Origin of the sequence: Winogradskyella sp., assembly GCF_025210595.1 — a bacterium.
GTDB lineage: Bacteria > Bacteroidota > Bacteroidia > Flavobacteriales > Flavobacteriaceae > Winogradskyella.
In genome coordinates this window covers 1-18,423 of the sequence record NZ_JAOARH010000048.1, presented here as the reverse complement: position 1 = coordinate 18,423, position 18,423 = coordinate 1, and the positions used below count along the sequence as shown (strand labels likewise).

At 32.0% G+C, this 18,423-nt stretch carries 15 protein-coding genes; 8 read left to right on the top strand and 7 right to left on the bottom strand.

Annotated features, from left to right (window positions below; translation table 11 throughout):
- Nucleotides 1-8: 8 nt before the first annotated feature.
- Nucleotides 9-989 (bottom strand): transporter, encoded by a 981-nt coding sequence (locus N4A42_RS05380; RefSeq protein WP_294070996.1) that lies wholly within the window; start codon nt 987-989, stop codon nt 9-11.
- 104 nt (nt 990-1,093) lie between these two features.
- On the opposite strand from N4A42_RS05380, the gene N4A42_RS05375 reads away from it, so the two are divergent.
- The 4 genes from N4A42_RS05375 to N4A42_RS05360 all read left to right on the top strand — a co-directional run bounded on the left by N4A42_RS05375 (nt 1,094) and on the right by N4A42_RS05360 (nt 6,751).
- On the top strand, nt 1,094-1,387 hold the full coding sequence (locus N4A42_RS05375) for a DUF4834 family protein (protein ID WP_294070993.1): 294 nt from the start codon (nt 1,094-1,096) through the stop codon (nt 1,385-1,387).
- A 93-nt stretch (nt 1,388-1,480) separates the two neighbouring features.
- Entirely contained in the window at nt 1,481-3,934 is a 2,454-nt protein-coding gene (locus N4A42_RS05370) for a YfhO family protein (protein WP_294070990.1), read from the top strand.
- A gap of 9 nt (nt 3,935-3,943) precedes the next feature.
- Nucleotides 3,944-5,263: a glycosyltransferase gene (locus tag N4A42_RS05365; protein ID WP_294070987.1), complete on the top strand. Its 1,320-nt coding sequence runs from the start codon at nt 3,944-3,946 to the stop codon at nt 5,261-5,263.
- A 27-nt stretch (nt 5,264-5,290) separates the two neighbouring features.
- Nucleotides 5,291-6,751, top strand: a complete 1,461-nt coding sequence (locus N4A42_RS05360) for a lipopolysaccharide biosynthesis protein (RefSeq protein WP_294070984.1) — start codon at nt 5,291-5,293, stop codon at nt 6,749-6,751.
- Between the two features lie 189 nt (nt 6,752-6,940).
- Here N4A42_RS05360 and N4A42_RS05355 read toward each other — a convergent pair whose 3' ends face one another.
- Nucleotides 6,941-8,209: a hypothetical protein gene (locus N4A42_RS05355; protein ID WP_294070981.1), complete on the bottom strand. Its 1,269-nt coding sequence runs from the start codon at nt 8,207-8,209 to the stop codon at nt 6,941-6,943.
- 193 nt (nt 8,210-8,402) lie between these two features.
- Nucleotides 8,403-9,041, bottom strand: a complete 639-nt coding sequence (locus N4A42_RS05350; protein WP_294070978.1) for a hypothetical protein — start codon at nt 9,039-9,041, stop codon at nt 8,403-8,405.
- Nucleotides 9,042-9,273: 232 nt separating this feature from the next.
- Between N4A42_RS05350 and N4A42_RS05345 the strand changes: the two genes are divergently transcribed.
- A complete protein-coding gene (locus N4A42_RS05345) occupies nt 9,274-10,347 on the top strand; it encodes a DUF3667 domain-containing protein (protein WP_294070975.1) in 1,074 nt (357 codons plus the stop codon).
- Nucleotide 10,348: 1 nt separating this feature from the next.
- Here N4A42_RS05345 and uvrA read toward each other — a convergent pair whose 3' ends face one another.
- The gene (gene uvrA, locus N4A42_RS05340) at nt 10,349-13,138 is read right to left on the bottom strand and encodes an excinuclease ABC subunit UvrA (RefSeq protein ID WP_294070972.1); all 2,790 of its coding nucleotides are present in this window, start codon (nt 13,136-13,138) and stop codon (nt 10,349-10,351) included.
- Nucleotides 13,139-13,369: 231 nt separating this feature from the next.
- Between uvrA and N4A42_RS05335 the strand changes: the two genes are divergently transcribed.
- Nucleotides 13,370-13,954, top strand: a complete 585-nt coding sequence (locus N4A42_RS05335; protein WP_294070969.1) for a sigma-70 family RNA polymerase sigma factor — start codon at nt 13,370-13,372, stop codon at nt 13,952-13,954.
- A 244-nt stretch (nt 13,955-14,198) separates the two neighbouring features.
- Here the strand turns inward: N4A42_RS05335 and N4A42_RS05330 are convergent, their stop codons facing one another.
- Nucleotides 14,199-14,717, bottom strand: a complete 519-nt coding sequence (locus N4A42_RS05330) for a hypothetical protein (RefSeq protein WP_294070966.1) — start codon at nt 14,715-14,717, stop codon at nt 14,199-14,201.
- A gap of 47 nt (nt 14,718-14,764) precedes the next feature.
- Nucleotides 14,765-15,421, bottom strand: a complete 657-nt coding sequence (gene nth / locus N4A42_RS05325) for an endonuclease III (RefSeq protein ID WP_294070963.1) — start codon at nt 15,419-15,421, stop codon at nt 14,765-14,767.
- A 34-nt stretch (nt 15,422-15,455) separates the two neighbouring features.
- Between nth and bcp the strand changes: the two genes are divergently transcribed.
- Nucleotides 15,456-15,911, top strand: a complete 456-nt coding sequence (gene bcp / locus N4A42_RS05320) for a thioredoxin-dependent thiol peroxidase (RefSeq protein WP_294070959.1) — start codon at nt 15,456-15,458, stop codon at nt 15,909-15,911.
- A gap of 54 nt (nt 15,912-15,965) precedes the next feature.
- Here bcp and N4A42_RS05315 read toward each other — a convergent pair whose 3' ends face one another.
- Complete coding sequence (locus N4A42_RS05315) at nt 15,966-17,417, bottom strand: TonB-dependent receptor (RefSeq protein ID WP_294070956.1); 1,452 nt, start codon at nt 17,415-17,417, stop codon at nt 15,966-15,968.
- Nucleotides 17,418-17,508: 91 nt separating this feature from the next.
- On the opposite strand from N4A42_RS05315, the gene N4A42_RS05310 reads away from it, so the two are divergent.
- The gene (locus N4A42_RS05310) at nt 17,509-18,270 is read left to right on the top strand and encodes an MBL fold metallo-hydrolase (RefSeq protein ID WP_294070953.1); all 762 of its coding nucleotides are present in this window, start codon (nt 17,509-17,511) and stop codon (nt 18,268-18,270) included.
- The last annotated feature ends 153 nt before the right edge of the window (nt 18,271-18,423 follow it).

The window sequence follows — 18,423 nt, the reverse complement described above, 5'->3', positions numbered from 1 at the left end:
GCAGTAGTTTATAAACCTTCAGAATCGTTATTATCTGCTTTTTTCTTCTTCTTTCTCTTTTTGTTTTTTCTTTTTTTCTTGAATTTTCCTGTATTGCCATTACCATTGTCAATTTTCTTATCCTTATGAAAATCTATGCGGTAAGATGCTCCAAAGGCGATATTGAAAACGGAAGGTGTGTCTTTTGTGTTAAAAGCAATATTAGCATCTAACTGAAAATCTTTAGTCCAAAGATAAGCACCACCAAATCTAAAGATGTTGTCAGCATAAAAATCACTGTTTATCCCTTGTGCTTCACCAAAAACTACCCATTGTGGAGTAAAAGAATGTGTTAAAGTAAAAATATATTGAAAGTCCGAATACTCAGAACCAATTCTATCTTTGATTAAGTTCATCACAAAAACCCATCCACCATTAAAATTGTTTTGTGTTGCAATCATTATTTTAGGGCTAACACCTTCAACATCTGGCGCAGTATAAGGATTGTTTTTTGTGTCGAAATTTGCTCCAGCATAAATAGAAACAGCTGGTATTAGTGATTTCCACTGAAATTTTCTATTGGCATGGTAGCTATATAAATTTGGTTTAGCTTCTTCGGCATTTTTATATGGATCGTAAACTAGATATTTAGCGCCAAGCGTAAAATTTCTAAAGTTAGAGCGTTTATCTTCAAATGGAACAAGAGAACTGTTTTGAGTAATTTTATCGTTTTGATATACACCATCTAATGCAATCTCTAATTCTTCAAATAAAAAACCATAACGGACAGAAAAGTCTAGCCCAAAACCAGCTACTTCGTATTTTAAGGGAGTATGCTTTTCTTTTACGGTAAAAGCTCCAGCTTCAAACTGAACAATACCAGTACCAACCGAAAAAGCACTCTCAGATAAACCTGGTCGATTAGAGTTAATAACTTCGGTATATTGTGCATTAGCAGAATTATAAGTGAGTACTAATAATAGAATGAAAATAGATTTGAGAACTCGCATTATCTTTTGGTTTAGGTTCAAATATATAGATTTTATACTTTTTTTAAGGAATAATAACGGAATATAAGTAACTATAATTGTATTTTTGAATTATTAATTTCTTTATGATACAAGAAGCATCCTTAATGGGTTTATTAAGAACTATATTAATTATTTTACTAGTTTGGTTTGGGGTTAAAATTCTTGCCAGATTATTTGCACCTTTTCTTATGAGATTTGTTGCTAAGAAAGCTGAAGAAAAGTTTGGACAGCAATTTGGAGGTTTTCAAAATCAAACGCAGCAGCGTAATACACAGAAAAGAAATGAAGGCGAAACAGTAATAGATAAAATGCCACAGCGTAATAAAACATCTAACAAAGAAGTTGGGGAATATATCGATTACGAAGAGATTGATTGATGATAAAGGTATTAGAACTGTGTTTTTCTTTTTAGTAAGATTTTATTCCCAAAAAAATAGTACTTTTCAGACTCAATTATTTACTTAATTTTCATGTCATTTTCTTTAAAGCGTTTTTTGCCACATATACTTGTTATTATTGGGTTCGTGGTACTTTCATTAGCCTATTTTAGTCCGGTTTTACAAGGCAAAAAAATATTTCAGAGCGATATAATGCATTATATTGGTATGGCTCAGCAACAAAAAGAGTTTGCCAAAGTTACAGGTGAAGAAACGTATTGGACCAATAGTGCCTTTGGTGGTATGCCAACGTATCAATTGGGAGCAAAATATCCACATAATTATATTAAGAAGCTAGACCTTGCCTTACGTTTTTTGCCAAGACCAGCTGATTATTTGTTTTTATATTTTATAGGATTCTATATTCTATTGCTCTCTTTAAAAGTAGATTTTAAACTCGCTGCACTCGGTGCTTTAACCTTCGGATTTTCAACCTATCTCATTATTATTCTTGGTGTAGGTCATAATGCTAAGGCACATGCTATTGCTTATATGCCTTTAGTTTTAGCAGGAATTACTCTCACTTTTAGAAAAAAATACATACTCGGTTTTCTGTTAACGGTAGTAGCTTTAGGTTTAGAAATAGTAGCAAACCACCCTCAAATGACCTACTATCTTTTGTTTTTGGTCATTGTGTTGGGTATAGCCTATTTAGTAGATGCTTATCAAAAACAAGTATTACCACATTTTTTTAAATCTGTTGGAATATTGACTGTAGCAGCACTTCTCGCTGTCGGACTTAATGCTACAAACCTTATGGCAACACAAGAATATGCCAAAGAAAGTACGCGAGGAAAGAGTGAATTAACTATTAATGCTGATGGTTCAACGAAAGAAGTAACCTCTGGTTTAGGTAGAGCTTATATTACAGAATATAGTTACGGACTGGCTGAAACCTTTAATCTGTTTATTCCACGATTTATGGGTGGTGGAAACTCCGAAGATATCGGAAAAGATTCTGAAACCTATAAAACCTATGTTACAATGGGAGCTTCACCTATTGAAGCTTTAGAACTTTCTAAAAATGCACCAATGTATTGGGGAGACCAAACCATAGTTGAAGCACCAGCCTATGTTGGAGCAGTTATTATTTTTCTTTTTGTTTTAAGTTTATTCCTAGTAAAAGGAAGATTAAAATGGTGGTTGGTAGCTGGGACAGTGATTTCTTGGGTTTTATCTTTAGGGAAGAATTGGCCTTTTGTTTCAAACCCTCAACCAGATAGTAACCCAATTACAAATTTTTTCATAGATTTTGTACCGTTGTATGATAAATTTAGAGCAGTAAGTTCTATACAAGTGATACTAGAATTGTGTATTCCTGTGTTGGGTATTTTTGCCTTGGTACGCTTGTTTAATAATTTTCAGAAAAATGAAGAAAAACTAAAAGCTCTAAAATATTCAGTAGCCATTACAGCAGGATTATGTTTAGTGTTCTTACTGTTTAAATCTACGTTCTTCGATTTTAAAAGCTTTAGAGATGAAGGCATACCAGATGTATTACTAGGTGCTATAATTGATGATAGAAAAACCTTATTTAATACAGATACCATTAGGACTTTGATATTGGTATTGCTTTCTGCTGGAACTATATATCTCTTTATAAAGAAAAAATTATCAGAAACTTTAGTAGTAGTAGTTTTTGCTGCATTGATTTTATTTGATTTGGTATCTGTGAATAAATCTTATGTTAACAATGATGATTTTATTTCTGCATTGAGTGTAGATAAGCCTTATTCGCCTAATAATGCTGACAAACAAATTTTAAAAGACAAAGGACATTATAGAGTTTTAGATATGTCTACTGAAGGTCAACGTCAACCTGGTAGAACGGCCTATTTCCATAACGCTTTATTTGGATATCATGCCGCTAAATTGGGTCGCTATAATGATGTTATGGAATTTCATATTTATAATAATAATATGAATGTGCTTAACATGTTAAATACTAAGTACATTATAGCAGAAGATCAAGGGCAGGTGTTTCCTTATGATAACCCAGATGCTAATGGTAATGCTTGGTTTATAAACGAATTAAAACAACTACCAGATGCAAATACTGAGATAAAAGCTTTAGGTAGTTTAGATACAAAGCATAAAGCTGTGACTACAATGTTAGACTTAAGTAGTCAACCAGTTATGCAATATAAAACTGATTCAACGACTTTAATTCAGCTTAAAGAATTTAAACCAAATTATTTAAAATACGAATCTACTAACAGTAATGATGGTTTTGCTGTATTTTCTGAAATCTATTACAAAAGCGGTTGGAATGCTTATATAAATGGAGAATTACAACCTCATGGACGTGTTAATTATATTTTACGTGGTATGAATGTTCCTAAAGGCAATCATACTATAGAATTTAAGTTTGAACCACAAGTGGTAAAAACAGGTAGTAACATTGCATTAGCAAGCTCTACTGTTTTTGGTATTTTATTGCTACTAGGTATATTTTATCAGTTCAAGCAACAAAAAGAGAAATCTTAGTTTGTCTGAATGGACTCTAAAAAAAAAGTTTTAATCATTTGCTATTATTGGCCACCAGCTGGTGGTCCTGGTGTACAACGTTGGCTAAAGTTTGTAAAGTATTTGCCAGACTTTGATGTTGAGCCTGTTGTCTATTGTCCTGAAAATCCTAGCTATCCAATTATAGATGAAAGTTTAGTTGATGAGATTCCAAAGGATATCATTACTTTAAAGCAGCCAATTAAAGAACCGTATGGTTTGGCGAGTTTGTTTTCAAAAAAGAGCTCTAAAAAAATTAGTTCTGGTGTTATTCCAAAGACTAAAAAACAATCCTTTATTGAGAAACTGATGCTTTTTGTACGTGGAAACTTCTTTATACCAGATGCTCGTAAAAATTGGGTAAAGCCATCTGTAAATTATCTTTCTAAGTATATTGAAGAACACAATATTGAAATAGTAATTACTACTGGTCCACCGCATAGTTTGCATTTAATAGGATTACACCTTAAAAAAAAGCTTAATGTAAATTGGATTACTGATTTTAGAGATCCTTGGACAACCATTGGCTATCATAAAGATTTAAAATTGACAAAGACTTCTAAAGCAAAGCATATAGCTTTAGAGTCTCAGGTTCTAAATACAGCTGATCGAATTATTGTGACCAGTAACCACACAAAGAACGAGTTTGCCTCTAAAACCCAACAACCTATTTCTGTTATTACTAACGGTTATGATAATCATTCGGTTAGAGTAGAAGGGAAGGATGAAAAGTTTACACTTTCGCATATTGGTTCTTTACTATCAGAACGTAACCCTAAGGTTTTATGGGAGGTGCTCTCAGAATTAGTTGTAGAAAATGAAGCATTTTCAAAAGTCTTTCAGCTTAATTTAATAGGTGTTGTTAGTGATGATGTATTGGAATCTATATATAATTTTGGTCTTAAAAAACATGTAAATATTGTTGGTTATGTAAACCATGATGAGGCTATTAAATTTCAGATGCAATCTCAGGTTTTATTATTAATAGAAATTGATTCCGAAGACACAAAAGCTATTATTCCCGGAAAATTATTTGAGTATTTAATTTCAGAAACTCCAATACTAGCCATTGGTCCAAAAGATTCAGATGTGCAACAAATTATTGTGTCGACCAATACAGGTGTTTATTTTAATTATCAAGAAAAAGAAAAACTTAAAGCGCAGTTGTTAAGTTATTTTGAAGCTTATAAAAACAACGATTTAAGAGTGAATGCTATTGGTTTACAGCCTTATAGTAGAAAAGCTTTAACAGGAAAGTTAAGCGAACTTATAAAAGTTTCTAATGCTATTTTGCAATCGTTTGGTATTTGATTTTTTATAATTGTAATTTACAGCACTATGGGCATTGTATTAAAACAATCTTTTGCAAATACAATAAGTACTTATCTAGGCTTTGGTATTGGTGCTATTAATACCCTTTTTCTTTATACCAATTTTTTAACCGATGAGTATTATGGTTTGGTTGCGTTTTTACTATCTGCAGCGAATATAATGATGCCTTTTATGGCATTTGGTGTACACAATGCTATCGTTAAATATTATTCGTCTTTTAATACTGAAAAAGGTGTCAATAGTTTTTTAACCTTAATGTTGTTTCTACCATTTGCTTTTATAATTCCTACAATGTTAATTGGTTACGTTTCTTACGAAAGTATAGGAGCTTTGCTTTCAAAAGAGAATGCTATTGCAGGAAATTACGTTTGGCACATTTTTGTTTTAGCAATAGCCATGGCATATTTTGAAATCTTTTTTGCTTGGTCTAAAGTACAGTTAAGGACTGTTTTTGGTAACGTGATGAAAGAAATATTTCATCGTGTGGGCATAATGATTTTATTGTATTTTGTTTATCTAAAATGGCTAAATGCAGATGATTTTATTTTAGCTCTAGTTGGTATTTATGTATTGCGAATGTTAATAATGAAAGGTTATGCATATTATGTTAGATTTCCAAAGTTTAAATTTAAGAGAGTAGATGGTTTATCTTCTATTTTAAAATATGCAGCACTTATGATTATTGCAGGATCGGTAGCTATGCTTATTCTAGATATTGATAAGTTTATGATTGGTTTAATGCTAGAAAATATTGAGCAAGTAGCCTATTATAGTGTTGCTATTTTTATTGCAACAGTTATTGCTGTACCGCAACGCGCAATGCATCAAATAATGATGCCTTTAACAGCCAAGTACTTAAATGAACAAGATCATTTATCGCTTGAAGATTTATATAAACGCAGTTCAATAAGTTTATTAGTAATTAGTGGTTTTATTTTTCTGTTAATTGTATTGAATATTAATCAGTTGTATAAAATTCTTCCAGAAGAGTTCACAGGAGGTCTATTTGTAGTGCTTATAGTAAGTATAGCAAAGCTGTATGACAATAGTTTAGGTAATAATAATGCCATTTTATTCAATAGCGATTATTATAAAATGGTGTTACTCTTTGGTGTGATTTTAGCTGTTATAGCTATAATTCTTAATTTTATATTTATTCCTATTCATGGTATTGAAGGTTCGGCATTTGCAACATTTTTGGCTGTTACGATTTATAATACCATCAAAGTAGTATTTGTTAAACAGAAGCTAAATATGCAGCCTTTTTCCTGGTCTTCATTAAAAATTGTGTTGTTGTTAATTGTGCTTGCTCTAGCAATGTATTTTTGGGAGTTTTCATTTCATCCAATAATTAATATTGCATTAAAGTCTATTTTAATAACACTCTTATACTTTACTATAATTTTTAAATTGAATATTTCTGATGATATTTCTGAGCAAATAAAGAAGTATTTGCGTTTGAATTAATAAAAATTTTAGACTTAGCTTTACAAAGTTTTATATTATTTATAATAAAAAAGATTCCCACTTTGCACCTCCGCTAAAGCTATGGCGAACGCGGACGTGAGAATCGTATAACGAGAAATCCCGTAAGGTGCTCTGAGGCATACATCATACGGGACTTCTACTAACCAACCAAAAAAATCATTTTTATTTTTATCCTCTAGATCGTCTTGAACTAGATCTTGTAGAATTTTGGTTGCTTTTTCTACTTGTGTTAGATCTAGACGATACTGAAGATGACTTTCTTTTACTTTGAACCGTGCTTCGTTGCTTGCTACTTTTAGAGCTACTTCTATTATATGTACGAGGAGTAGTTGTTCTTGGTTTACGCACCGAAGTGTTTTTTGTTCTCTTTGTTTTATTAGACACAGTACTTCTGGTACTGGTCACATTATTTCCAGAATTTCTGGTCATACTACGGGTTGTTCTTGTAGGAGTTGATACTCTTGTACTAGAACGTGTAGATCTTATACTTCGGCTATTATCATTACTTCTTGTACTTGGTGAAGTCATACGAGTGTTAGAACCAGTTCTTGTTCCTTCGTTATTACTTCTGGTTACAGATCTCGATGTACCAGTATTTGCATTTCTAGATGTGCTTCTTGTTGTAGTACGCGTTGTTGTGTTTTCAGCCAAACGCGTAGTTCTTGTTCTAGTAATCTCTGCATTTCTGTGAGTAACAGTTCTCTGTACAGTACGCTCTCTTCTGTTTCTAGGCGTCTGTAGATAGCTATTACTACTGTTTCTTCTTGTTACTACTCGTGTAGTATTTCCACGTCTACCTGTATTTACATTGTAATACCTTACATTGTTTCTGTATGGTCTGTACCAAATGTGTCTTACAGGTGAGTAAAACTGTCTGTACGGATTTACATTAATCACACAAAAGTTTACAGGTGGTACTATGTATAATCTGTGCCATGGTCTCCAAACATAAGCTCTGTTATAAGCATTGATATAGCCATCATATCTCCAGAATACATTATTTCTATAATACACATTTAAGCCTCCAATTCTACTAATTCTATTAAACCCATTGTATGTAATGAAAATATCACCGATTTGATTTACTCTGCCATAAAAATCATAGAAAATTGGTGTGTTTTCAATTTGAATAATTGCACCAAAACGATCATACTGTACGTAAGGATTATAATTGTAACCAGAGTTAAAGCTTAATGTAAAGCCAGGTGTATCTATATTTACACTTACGTCTGGTCCATAATCTGGAATATAAAAATCGAACTGACCATCTCTGTAGACAGAGAATTCAATACCGCCTTCATTAAATATGAAAGAATTATTATAACCTCTCACATAATTGTTTGCTGAAGCTTCAGCTTCAGAGGTACTTGTGGTAGTTGCGAAAGAAGTTGTAGAAAAAGCTACTAAACTTGCTAATAAAAATAGAATCCGTTTCATAGATAAAGGTTTTAAAATTAAACTCGATTAATATAAAACAAACAGTGTGCCAAAAAATATTTTCGATTATTAATTATTGACTAGTAGAGGTTTGCGAATAAGTGGTTGGTTTATGAGAATATAAACCCTGAATTATTTGAGGAAAAATTCAGGGTTTTAAATCCATTAAATAGTTATAAAATCAATGTGATATCTATGATTTTATTTTTTTATGCTTTTTTACTTCACCATTTTTTCGATAGTAGTAATAATCATCATTCCAGTCGTTATCATAATAGTCAGAATCAAATTGGTTAGAAGGGAAGCCATTTCCTTGATTGTTGAAGTTTACAAAACCTCTTGTTCCAATAACGTCTCCGTATCTGTTATAAATAATACGTAACCCTCCAACTTGTCTTAACTGCCCTCGTCTGTAACTCATATATACTGATCCAGCTCGTTTTATTCTGCCTTGTCTATCGTAGTTAATAAATACGTTTCCAATACGTCTTATACGACCTTGTCTATCATGTCTAATGAGAACACCTCTATTTCCATGATGGTATCTTGTGCCTGGAGCTCCGTAAGTTCGGTTTGTACTACGTCTGTTACGTCTGTAGTAGTAATTATCATTATCTGGTTCTGTAGGAAACACTTCGGTATTAAAATCGAAGCTTCCATCCGGAAAGATTAAGAATTCTACACCACGTTCTACAAACTCTATTGGTTGTGTAAAACGATAACGTTTTTGGTTTAAATCTTCCCCATCTAAAACAGCATCTCCTGCTGTTGTCGCTGTGGCAGATGTTAGTCCTACTAACACCATTGCCATAAAAAGTAGTTTACTTCTCATAATGTATAGGTTTTTAGATTTACCCAGTTGCTAACTCGTTTAGAACTTTTGGGTTTACGCTAATATTTTTAGGAAAACCAATTAGCGTGCCAAGATTGTTAAGTGGTTTATATGTAGAGGATTAGTGTGTTTTAATAAGGTTACTTTGTAACATTGTTGTTTTTAGATCTTCAGATAATTAAACTTATTTATGATTAATTTCATTAATTTTAATGTTGATTAACCATTATATATGAGCGCTAACACCAACAAAGATTCTTGCCAAAATTGTGAACAACCGTTTGATAGTGGTTTTAAATTCTGTCCACATTGCGGACAAAAAACCAATGATGAGTTAACTATTGGTGTACTTTTTTATAATACCATAAGTAATTATTTTTCTTTTGATGCTCGTTTTTTAAAGAGTTTTATTCCTTTAATGTTCAAACCAGGTTATTTAGCTAAAGAGTTTGTTAAAGGGAAGCGTTTGTTGTATTTGCATCCTGCGCAGATGTATCTTTTTGTGGCAGTTATCTTCTTTTTTATTTTTAATTTTTACGTAAGAGAAGGTAGAGCAGAACTCGATAAAAATATGGAGCGCGTATTGGCTGACCGAAAAGAGAGAGCTAATGTTAAAGATAGCATTTCACAAGATTCTATAGCAATAGATAATTTTGTAAAACCTTTAAAAGACAATAGAGTTACAATTGGTTTAGATGAAAAGGATTTGAAAACGTTAGACTCAATATCTAATATTAAAATCCCGAAAAATAATATTGGTTCATCTTTTACTTTTAATGAAAGAGAGATGGATTCTTTAATTGCTTCTGGTGCATCTGATGAGGAAATATATAAACACTTAGGTATGGAAGAAGATGCAGGATATTTTACCAGAAAATTCTATGCTCAAGGCTTAAAGTTTTATAAATCTATGGGATTGGGCCAGATTATGCAGACGTTTATTGATAGTATTCCGTTGGCGATGTTTTTTTTGCTGCCGATATTTGCTTTTCTTTTAAAGCTATTCTTTTTTAATAAAGGGAGGTATGCGCATCATCTTGTGTTTAGCTTTTACTATTTTTCATTTCTATTCGTGGTATTTAGTATCATTTTTGGTATCAATAGATTTTGGGAAATACCAGATGGGATAGATTGGCTTATAGCGCTATCTACATTCTTTTATTTATTAATAGCAATCATTAAATTTTATAAGCAAAACTGGTTTTTAAGCTTTATAAAAAGTGGTGTCGTAAGTTTTTTGTTTTTGCTTTTTGTTTTACCGTTGTCCTTTACGATTTTAGGGTTTATTTCGTTTTTGTTTTATTAGACTATAACTTTCCTTGAAGATATTTCCCAGTAACAGAGTTTTTATCAGAAGCTATTTGTTCTGGCGTGCCAGATGCTACAAGGTTACCACCTTGTTTTCCGCCTTCTGGACCTAAATCAATGATATAATCTGCACATTTAATTAAATCAACATTATGCTCAATAACAATAATAGAATGTCCTTTAGCAATAAGAGCGTTAAAAGACTTTAGTAGTTTTTGTATGTCATGAAAATGCAAACCAGTTGTTGGTTCATCAAAAATAAAAAGCGCATTGTCCCTTTTACTGCCTTTACCTAAGAATGTAGCGAGCTTAATACGTTGCGCTTCACCACCAGAAAGGGTAGAAGAGGACTGCCCTAAAGTAACATAGCCTAAGCCCACATCTTGTAAAGGTTGTAATTTATTCTGAATTTTAGTTTGTTTATGCGTTGAAAAGAATTCAATGGCATTATCAATGGTCATATTAAGAATATCATCAATAGATTTACCTTCAAAAGTAACTTCTAAGACTTCTTTTTTAAATCGTTTTCCACCACAGGTATCGCAGGTTAAATGAACATCTGCCATAAATTGCATCTCAATAGTCACTTCTCCTTCGCCTTTACAGGTTTCGCAACGTCCACCATCTACATTAAAACTAAAGTGTTTTGCAGCATAGTTTCTAATCTTACTAAGCTTTTGAGAAGAGAATAGTGCTCTAATGTCATCATAAGCTTTTACATAAGTGACTGGATTAGAACGCGAAGAACGACCAATAGGGTTTTGATCTACAAACTCTACATGTTGCACATTGCTAAAATTACCTTTCATTTCTGTAAACTGACCTGCTTTATCACTAAAACCGGTTAGTTTCTTTTGAATTGAAGGAAACAAAATCTTTTTAACTAATGTACTTTTACCACTACCAGAAACACCTGTAATAACAGTTAACATTTCTAGAGGGAAAGTTACATCAATATTTTTTAAGTTGTTTTCGCGAGCTCCTATAATATCGATATGGTATTTTGAAGTTCTTCGTTTTTCAGGTACTTTAATCTCTAGCTGGCCATTAAGGTATTTTGCTGTTAACGTATCGGAAACTAAAATATTTTTAAATCCACCTGTAGCAACAACATTACCTCCAAAAGTACCAGCTTCAGGGCCAATATCTATAATTTCGTCTGCAGCTCGCATTATATCTTCATCGTGCTCTACAACAATAACTGTGTTGCCTAAATCGCGTAAAGATTTTAAAACATTAATTAAACGCTCAGTATCCTTAGGATGTAAACCAATACTTGGTTCGTCTAAAATGTACATAGAGCCTACAAGGCTACTTCCTAAAGATGTTGCTAAGTTTATGCGTTGACTTTCACCGCCAGACAAGGTATTTGAACGTCTGTTTAAGGTTAAATAATTCAACCCAACATTAGATAGAAATTCTAAACGTGTGTTAATTTCGGTCAATAAACGCTTAGCTATTTTAACATCATATGGGTTTAATTCTAATTTTTCAAAAAAAACAGTAAGTTCATTTAGAGGTAGATCTACCAAATCTAATATTGTAGAACCATTAATTTTAACATAGCTAGCTTCTTCTCGTAATCGTTTTCCTTGGCAAACACTACATTTAGTTTTACCACGATAGCGAGATAGCATTACGCGATTCTGAATTTTATAGGCTTTAGATTCTAGCTCATTAAAGAAACTGTTTAAACCTTCAAAGTATTCATTTCCTTTCCATATTAAGGTTTTATGTTCGTCACTTAACTGAAAAAAGGGTTTGTGTATGGGAAAGTCGAATTTATGAGAATTATTAACCAATTGATCTCTATACCAACTCATGCTTTCACCTCGCCAAGGAAAAATTGCATTTTCATATATAGAAAGTGCTGTGTTTGGAATAACTAAATCTTCGTCTATGCCTATGACATCTCCATAGCCTTCACATTTAGGGCAAGCACCATAAGGGTTATTAAAACTAAATAAGTGCGAATTAGGTTCTAAAAAAGTTAAGCCATCTAATTCAAACTTATTGTTAAAAAGAGTTTGTTTACTATCTGAAAGTGATTCTATAATACAAGAACCAACTCCTTCAAAGAAAGCAGTTTCTATGGCATCAGCTAATCGGTTAAGAAAATCTTCATCGTCTTTATAAATAATTCTATCTACAACCAAGAACAATCCTTTATCTGATGTAATGTTTTGCTTTATGACATCATCAATCCTTAAAACTTCATTGTTGTGCTTAACTCTAGCATAGCCTTGCTGCAAAAGCGTTTGAAGCTTATTTTCTAGAGTTCTTCCTTCTTCAAGCGAAATTGGAGATAACAGCAAGAGCTTTGAGCCTTCATCAAATTTTGAGATATGTTCTATTACATCTGTGACTGTGTGTTTTTTCACTTCTTCACCAGAAATAGGTGAGTAGGTTTTACCAATTCTAGCAAATAGTAATTTTAAATAATCATAAATCTCTGTTGTTGTACCAACTGTAGAACGAGGATTGGTAGAATTTACCTTTTGTTCAATAGCAATTGCTGGTGCAATACCTTTTATATAATCTACTTTAGGCTTGTTAAGCCTTCCTAAGAATTGACGTGCATAACTCGATAGACTTTCTACATAACGTCTTTGACCTTCTGCATATAGCGTATCAAAGGCTAGACTCGATTTTCCTGAGCCAGATAATCCTGTAATAACTACTAATTTATTCCTAGGAATTATAACATCTATATTTTTGAGGTTATGCAATTTTGCGCCTTTAATAATGATGTTTTCTTTAGGATTTACGTCTAAAATAGTAGTATTCATAAGATTGTTGCAGATATAATTTTGCAAAGATACCTAAAGTATTTAAGCTTATAAAATGCATTAATAACAGATAAAATGTTAAAATTTGGTCATTATTTTTGTTTTTTCGGAATGAATGTTGTTATATTTACCACATATTCATTCAAAAAACTCTGCTTATAGCATAATATTACTTTATAAAACTTTAACCCCTTGCTAAGAAGTTCGCTTCTTACTAATAAGAGTAATATTATGAAATCAGAACTTATCCAAGACTCAGAGTTAGTCAGCAATTACATTAGAGGAGATGAAAGTGCATTATCAGTTTTAATAGAAAGGCACAAACAAAAGATTTATAGCTTTATCTATTCTAAAGTTTATGATAGAGATGTAACGGAAGATGTTTTTCAAGATACCTTTATTAAAGTTATTAGAACATTAAAACGAGGAAAATATAACGAAGAAGGTAAGTTTTTACCTTGGGTAATGCGTATAGCACATAACTTAGTTATTGATTATTTTAGAAAAAATAGTCGTATGCCTAAGTTTGATAATGCAGGTGAGTTTAGTATTTTTTCTGTTTTAAGCGATTCTAGTTTAAATGCTGAGAAAAGCATGATTAAAACTCAGGTAGAATCTGATGTAAGACGTGTTATAGAAGAACTTCCAGAAGACCAAAAGCAAGTCTTATTGATGCGTATGTATCAGGATATGAGTTTTAAAGAAATCTCTGAGCGAACAGGAGTTAGTATCAATACTGCATTAGGAAGAATGCGTTATGCGCTTATTAATATGCGCAAGGTGATAGAGCAGAATAATATTATTTTAACAAATTGATGCAATAAAAGATTATGTAAGTACGTTATTGTCATACTATCAACTATAAATTATAAATATGGCAAATATTTACTCTAGCGCTTCCCCAAAAAATAATAACCTAAAACCAAAAGATGAAACAATACGTTTTCTTTTGAATTACTCAAAGGCTTTAAGTGTTATAAATTATAATAAATTGAAGTTTGAAGCACTTCAGAATTAAATTAAATAAGAGATCCTGATTGAAAAATCAGGATTTTTTTGTTTAATATGTTGGACTATGCAAATATTCATTATGTAATAGTCTTAGGTAATCTAATATTGCTTTGCGGTTTGGGTATTTAGATTTTAAACAATTTTTGTTTTCTTCATCGTATACTGTTATTGCAATATACCAATGTCCATTACGTTTTACATAGCCTTCATCAAACAAAGGATCCATACCTTTTACTTTAAGTGTAGCATCAACGGCTAGACCTAATAAATTAAATTTTTTATCTGGTATTTCGGCCTCATAGTAGGTGAAATAATAGGTTTTATTATTAATGGTTATTGGAACATCAAAACCAACGTCTATATCATTTAGTTTAAACTTAGTATTTATAAAATGATAGAATTCATCTGCATTTTTTGGATCTTCAAAAATAAAAGCTTTTTCCTTAGGGAATTTGCGTTGAAACTTTTTTGCAGTAGATATTTTATGAGTTGTAATTTTGGGAGCTTTTCTTATGGTAATACAAGATGATAAGCTTATAAAGAGCAACCCAAATAATAATCTTTTCATTGATGGATAGTTTTTGAAAAAGTATCAACAACTATACCAATAACTTATTATTTCTTCTTTTTATAATATTCGTCTAAAACAGATTTTCTACCAATAGTTTTGGTAATGATATCCTTGTCTAAATCCCAACCTCTAGCTGGTGAATATTCTCTACCGTACCAAATAATTTGAAGGTGTAAATCATTCCATAGTTCTTTAGGAAAAAGACGTTTAGCATCTTTTTCTGTTTGAGTAACATTTTTTCCGTTTGTTAAATTCCAACGATACATTAAGCGATGTATATGTGTATCTACTGGGAAAGCTGGTATTCCAAAAGCTTGCGATAATACTACAGCAGCTGTTTTGTGTCCAACAGCAGGTAAGGCTTCTAGTTCCTCATAGGTTTGTGGCACTTTACCATTGTGCTGATCAATAAGTATATGAGATAATCCATGAATGCCTTTACTTTTCATAGGTGATAAACCAACAGGCTTAATAATTTCTCTAATTTCTTCGATGCTAAGCTTTATCATATCATAAGGGTTGTCTGCGCGTTCAAAGAGGAGTGGAGTGATTTGATTAACGCGAACATCAGTACTTTGTGCAGACATTAAAACTGCAATAAGCAGTGTATAAGGGTCTTTATGATCTAATGGAATTGGAATTTCTGGATATAATTCACTTAAAGTATTTATAACAAACGCTACCTTTTCTTGCTTGGTCATTTCATGTATTTTTGTAAAAACAAATTTAAGCATTATGACGCATTTAAAAGTAGGTGATAAGGCACCTAATTTTTCAGCAAAAGATGAACAAGGAAATACAATTTCATTATCAGATTATCACGGAAAGAAACTAGTAGTTTTTTTCTATCCTAAAGCAAGTACACCAGGTTGCACAGTAGAAGCTTGTAACTTAAATGATAATTTTGAGCGATTTAAAGCTCAAGGTTATGAAATTTTGGGGGTGAGTGCAGATAGTGCAAAGCGACAATTAAATTTTAAGAATAAATATGGGTTTCAATATCCACTTTTAGCAGATGAAGATAAATCAGTAATAGAAGCTTTTGGTGTTTGGGGACCTAAAAAATTTATGGGTCGTGTGTATGATGGTATTCATAGAACGACATTTGTAATTGATGAAAATGGTATTATAAAAGATGTAATTATTAAAGTTAAGACTAAAGCACATACTGAGCAGATATTAGGCGAGTAAAAAAAAGACCTTTCATAACTGAAAGGTCTTTTTTGTATTTGATGTTATAATTCGTTATTTATGAATTACTTCTTCAGATTCGCAACCAAACAAACTCTTTTCTTTTATTAATTTGGCAACACCTTTAGGCAGCATACGTTCCCAACCATCTTCATTATTAGCAATCATTTTTAATACAGTTCTAGAGAAAACCGAAAGGTTAGAAGTATCAAAATCAGTAATATCAACTACTTTTCCGTTGTATTTAAAGAACTTGTAAAGTTCTTTCATACGTGGGTGAACTTTAAGATTCTCGCTGGTAGTTACGCTTCCATCTTCTTTTTGCATAGGGTATAGGTAGACACGTAAATCTTTGTAGAATAACTTTCCGAAGGCTTCAAGAATACCACCACTTAAATGGCGATAATATTTTTCATCAAAAATATCTACAAGATTATTTACACCCATGGCAAGACCCATTCTATTTTTGGTGTATTGAGAGAAATACTCAACTAATTTATAATATTCCTGGAAATTAGAAATCAGTACAGTTTGCCCTAATGAACACAGTAACTTAGCTCTATCCATAAAGTCTTGCTCATCAATTTCTCCTTCAGCACGTAAATTAGATAAGGTAATTTCAAAGATTACCTGAGTTTTGTCTTTATTTACTTTATTTTCTTTAATAAACATCTCGTATGATTTCTCATACATATCCATGTTTACTTTAGTAACAGGTCTAAAACTACCTCTTAATGTTAAAATATTCTTTTTATAAAGTACAGCAGCAGGCAAAACATTATTACCATCTGGTGCAAACATTACGGCATCAGTCATACCGTTTTTAACCAGTTGTAAACTCATTAAACGGTTATCTACATCTTTAAAAACTGGACCAGAAAAATTAATAGTATCAATTTCTAACTGATCTTTATCTAAATGATCGTATAAATAACGTAATAATTTACGTGGTTGATTGTATTTGTAAAACGCACCATATACAAGATTTGTTCCTAATTTCCCTAGGGTTTCTTGCTGTAAACGTGCATCATTCTCTTTAAAACGAATATGAAGAACAATCTCATTGTATTCACCTTCAGGTTCAACTTGAAATTTGATACCAACCCAACCATGTCCTTTGTATTTCTTTGCAAAATCTATAGTAGCCACAGTATTTGCATAAGAAAAGAAAATCTTATTAGGATTATCGGTTCTTGGAATACGCTCTTCCATTAGATTAACCTCGTGATTTAGCATTTTTCGAAGTCTAGCTTCTGTCACATAACGCTTATCATCTTCAATACCATAAATAGCATCACTAAAAAGTTTATCGTACGCAGACATTGCTTTTGCGATGGTTCCTGAAGCACCTCCAGCTCTAAAGAAATGACGTACAGTTTCTTGTCCTGCGCCAATCTCTGCAAATGTACCGTAAATGTCTTTGTTGAGGTTTATACGTAAGGCCTTGTCTTTAAGTGAAGGGATATTTTCAATTTCAAAGTCGCCTTTATACGTTATTTCTTCCATCTATATAGGGATTGTATCGTTTTTGCAAAGGTATTAATTTAGTGTTGCAAACAAAAAAATAAGCTTATTTTTGTTTTAAACTTAGTACCATTTGAAAATAACATTTTTAGGGACAGGAACATCTCAAGGAATACCAATTATTGGCAGTGATCATCCTGTTTGTTTGAGTCAAAACCCAAAGGACAAACGATTACGTGTTTCTGTTTTAGTAGAATGGGATGCGTATACTTATGTTATTGATTGTGGTCCTGATTTTAGGCAACAGATGCTTAATGCTAAGGTTTCTAAAATAGATGGTATTCTCTTTACGCATGAGCATGCAGACCATACCATGGGCTTAGATGATATTAGGCCTTTCTTCTTTAGACAGGGAGATATAGATTTATATGCGCATAAACGTGTATTCAAAGCCTTAGAAAAGCGCTTTGATTATATCTTTACTTCTAAAGTAAAATATCCTGGTGTACCTAGTGTTACAAAGCATGTTGTTAATAATAAGTCATTTAGCTTAGGTAGTCTAAAAGTTGTACCCATAGATGGGCTTCACTATAAATTACAAGTGTATGGCTATAGGTTTAAAGACTTTGCTTATCTCACAGATATGAAAACTATTGCAGATACTGAGGTAGATAAGCTTCAAAACCTCGAAGTATTAGTGGTTAACGCTCTTAGAGAAGAACCACACATGTCGCACTTTAATCTAGAGGAAGCATTGGCTTTTATTAAAAAAGTTAACCCAAAGCGAGCCTATTTAACACATATTAGTCACCTTTTGGGTTTTCATGACGAGGTGCAACAAAAATTACCAAAAAACGTTTTTTTAGCATACGATAATTTACAAATCACTATTTAAAATATTATGAAGGCAAGAGTATTTATGTACCTATTTATTTTTTCAGCATTGTTGCTTATTTTTCAATATGTTAACTCAAAAAATGTTCTAGATAAATATGAGAAAGATATTAAAAAGTACAAAGTAGCAAATGAGGAACAAAAAAAGACAATT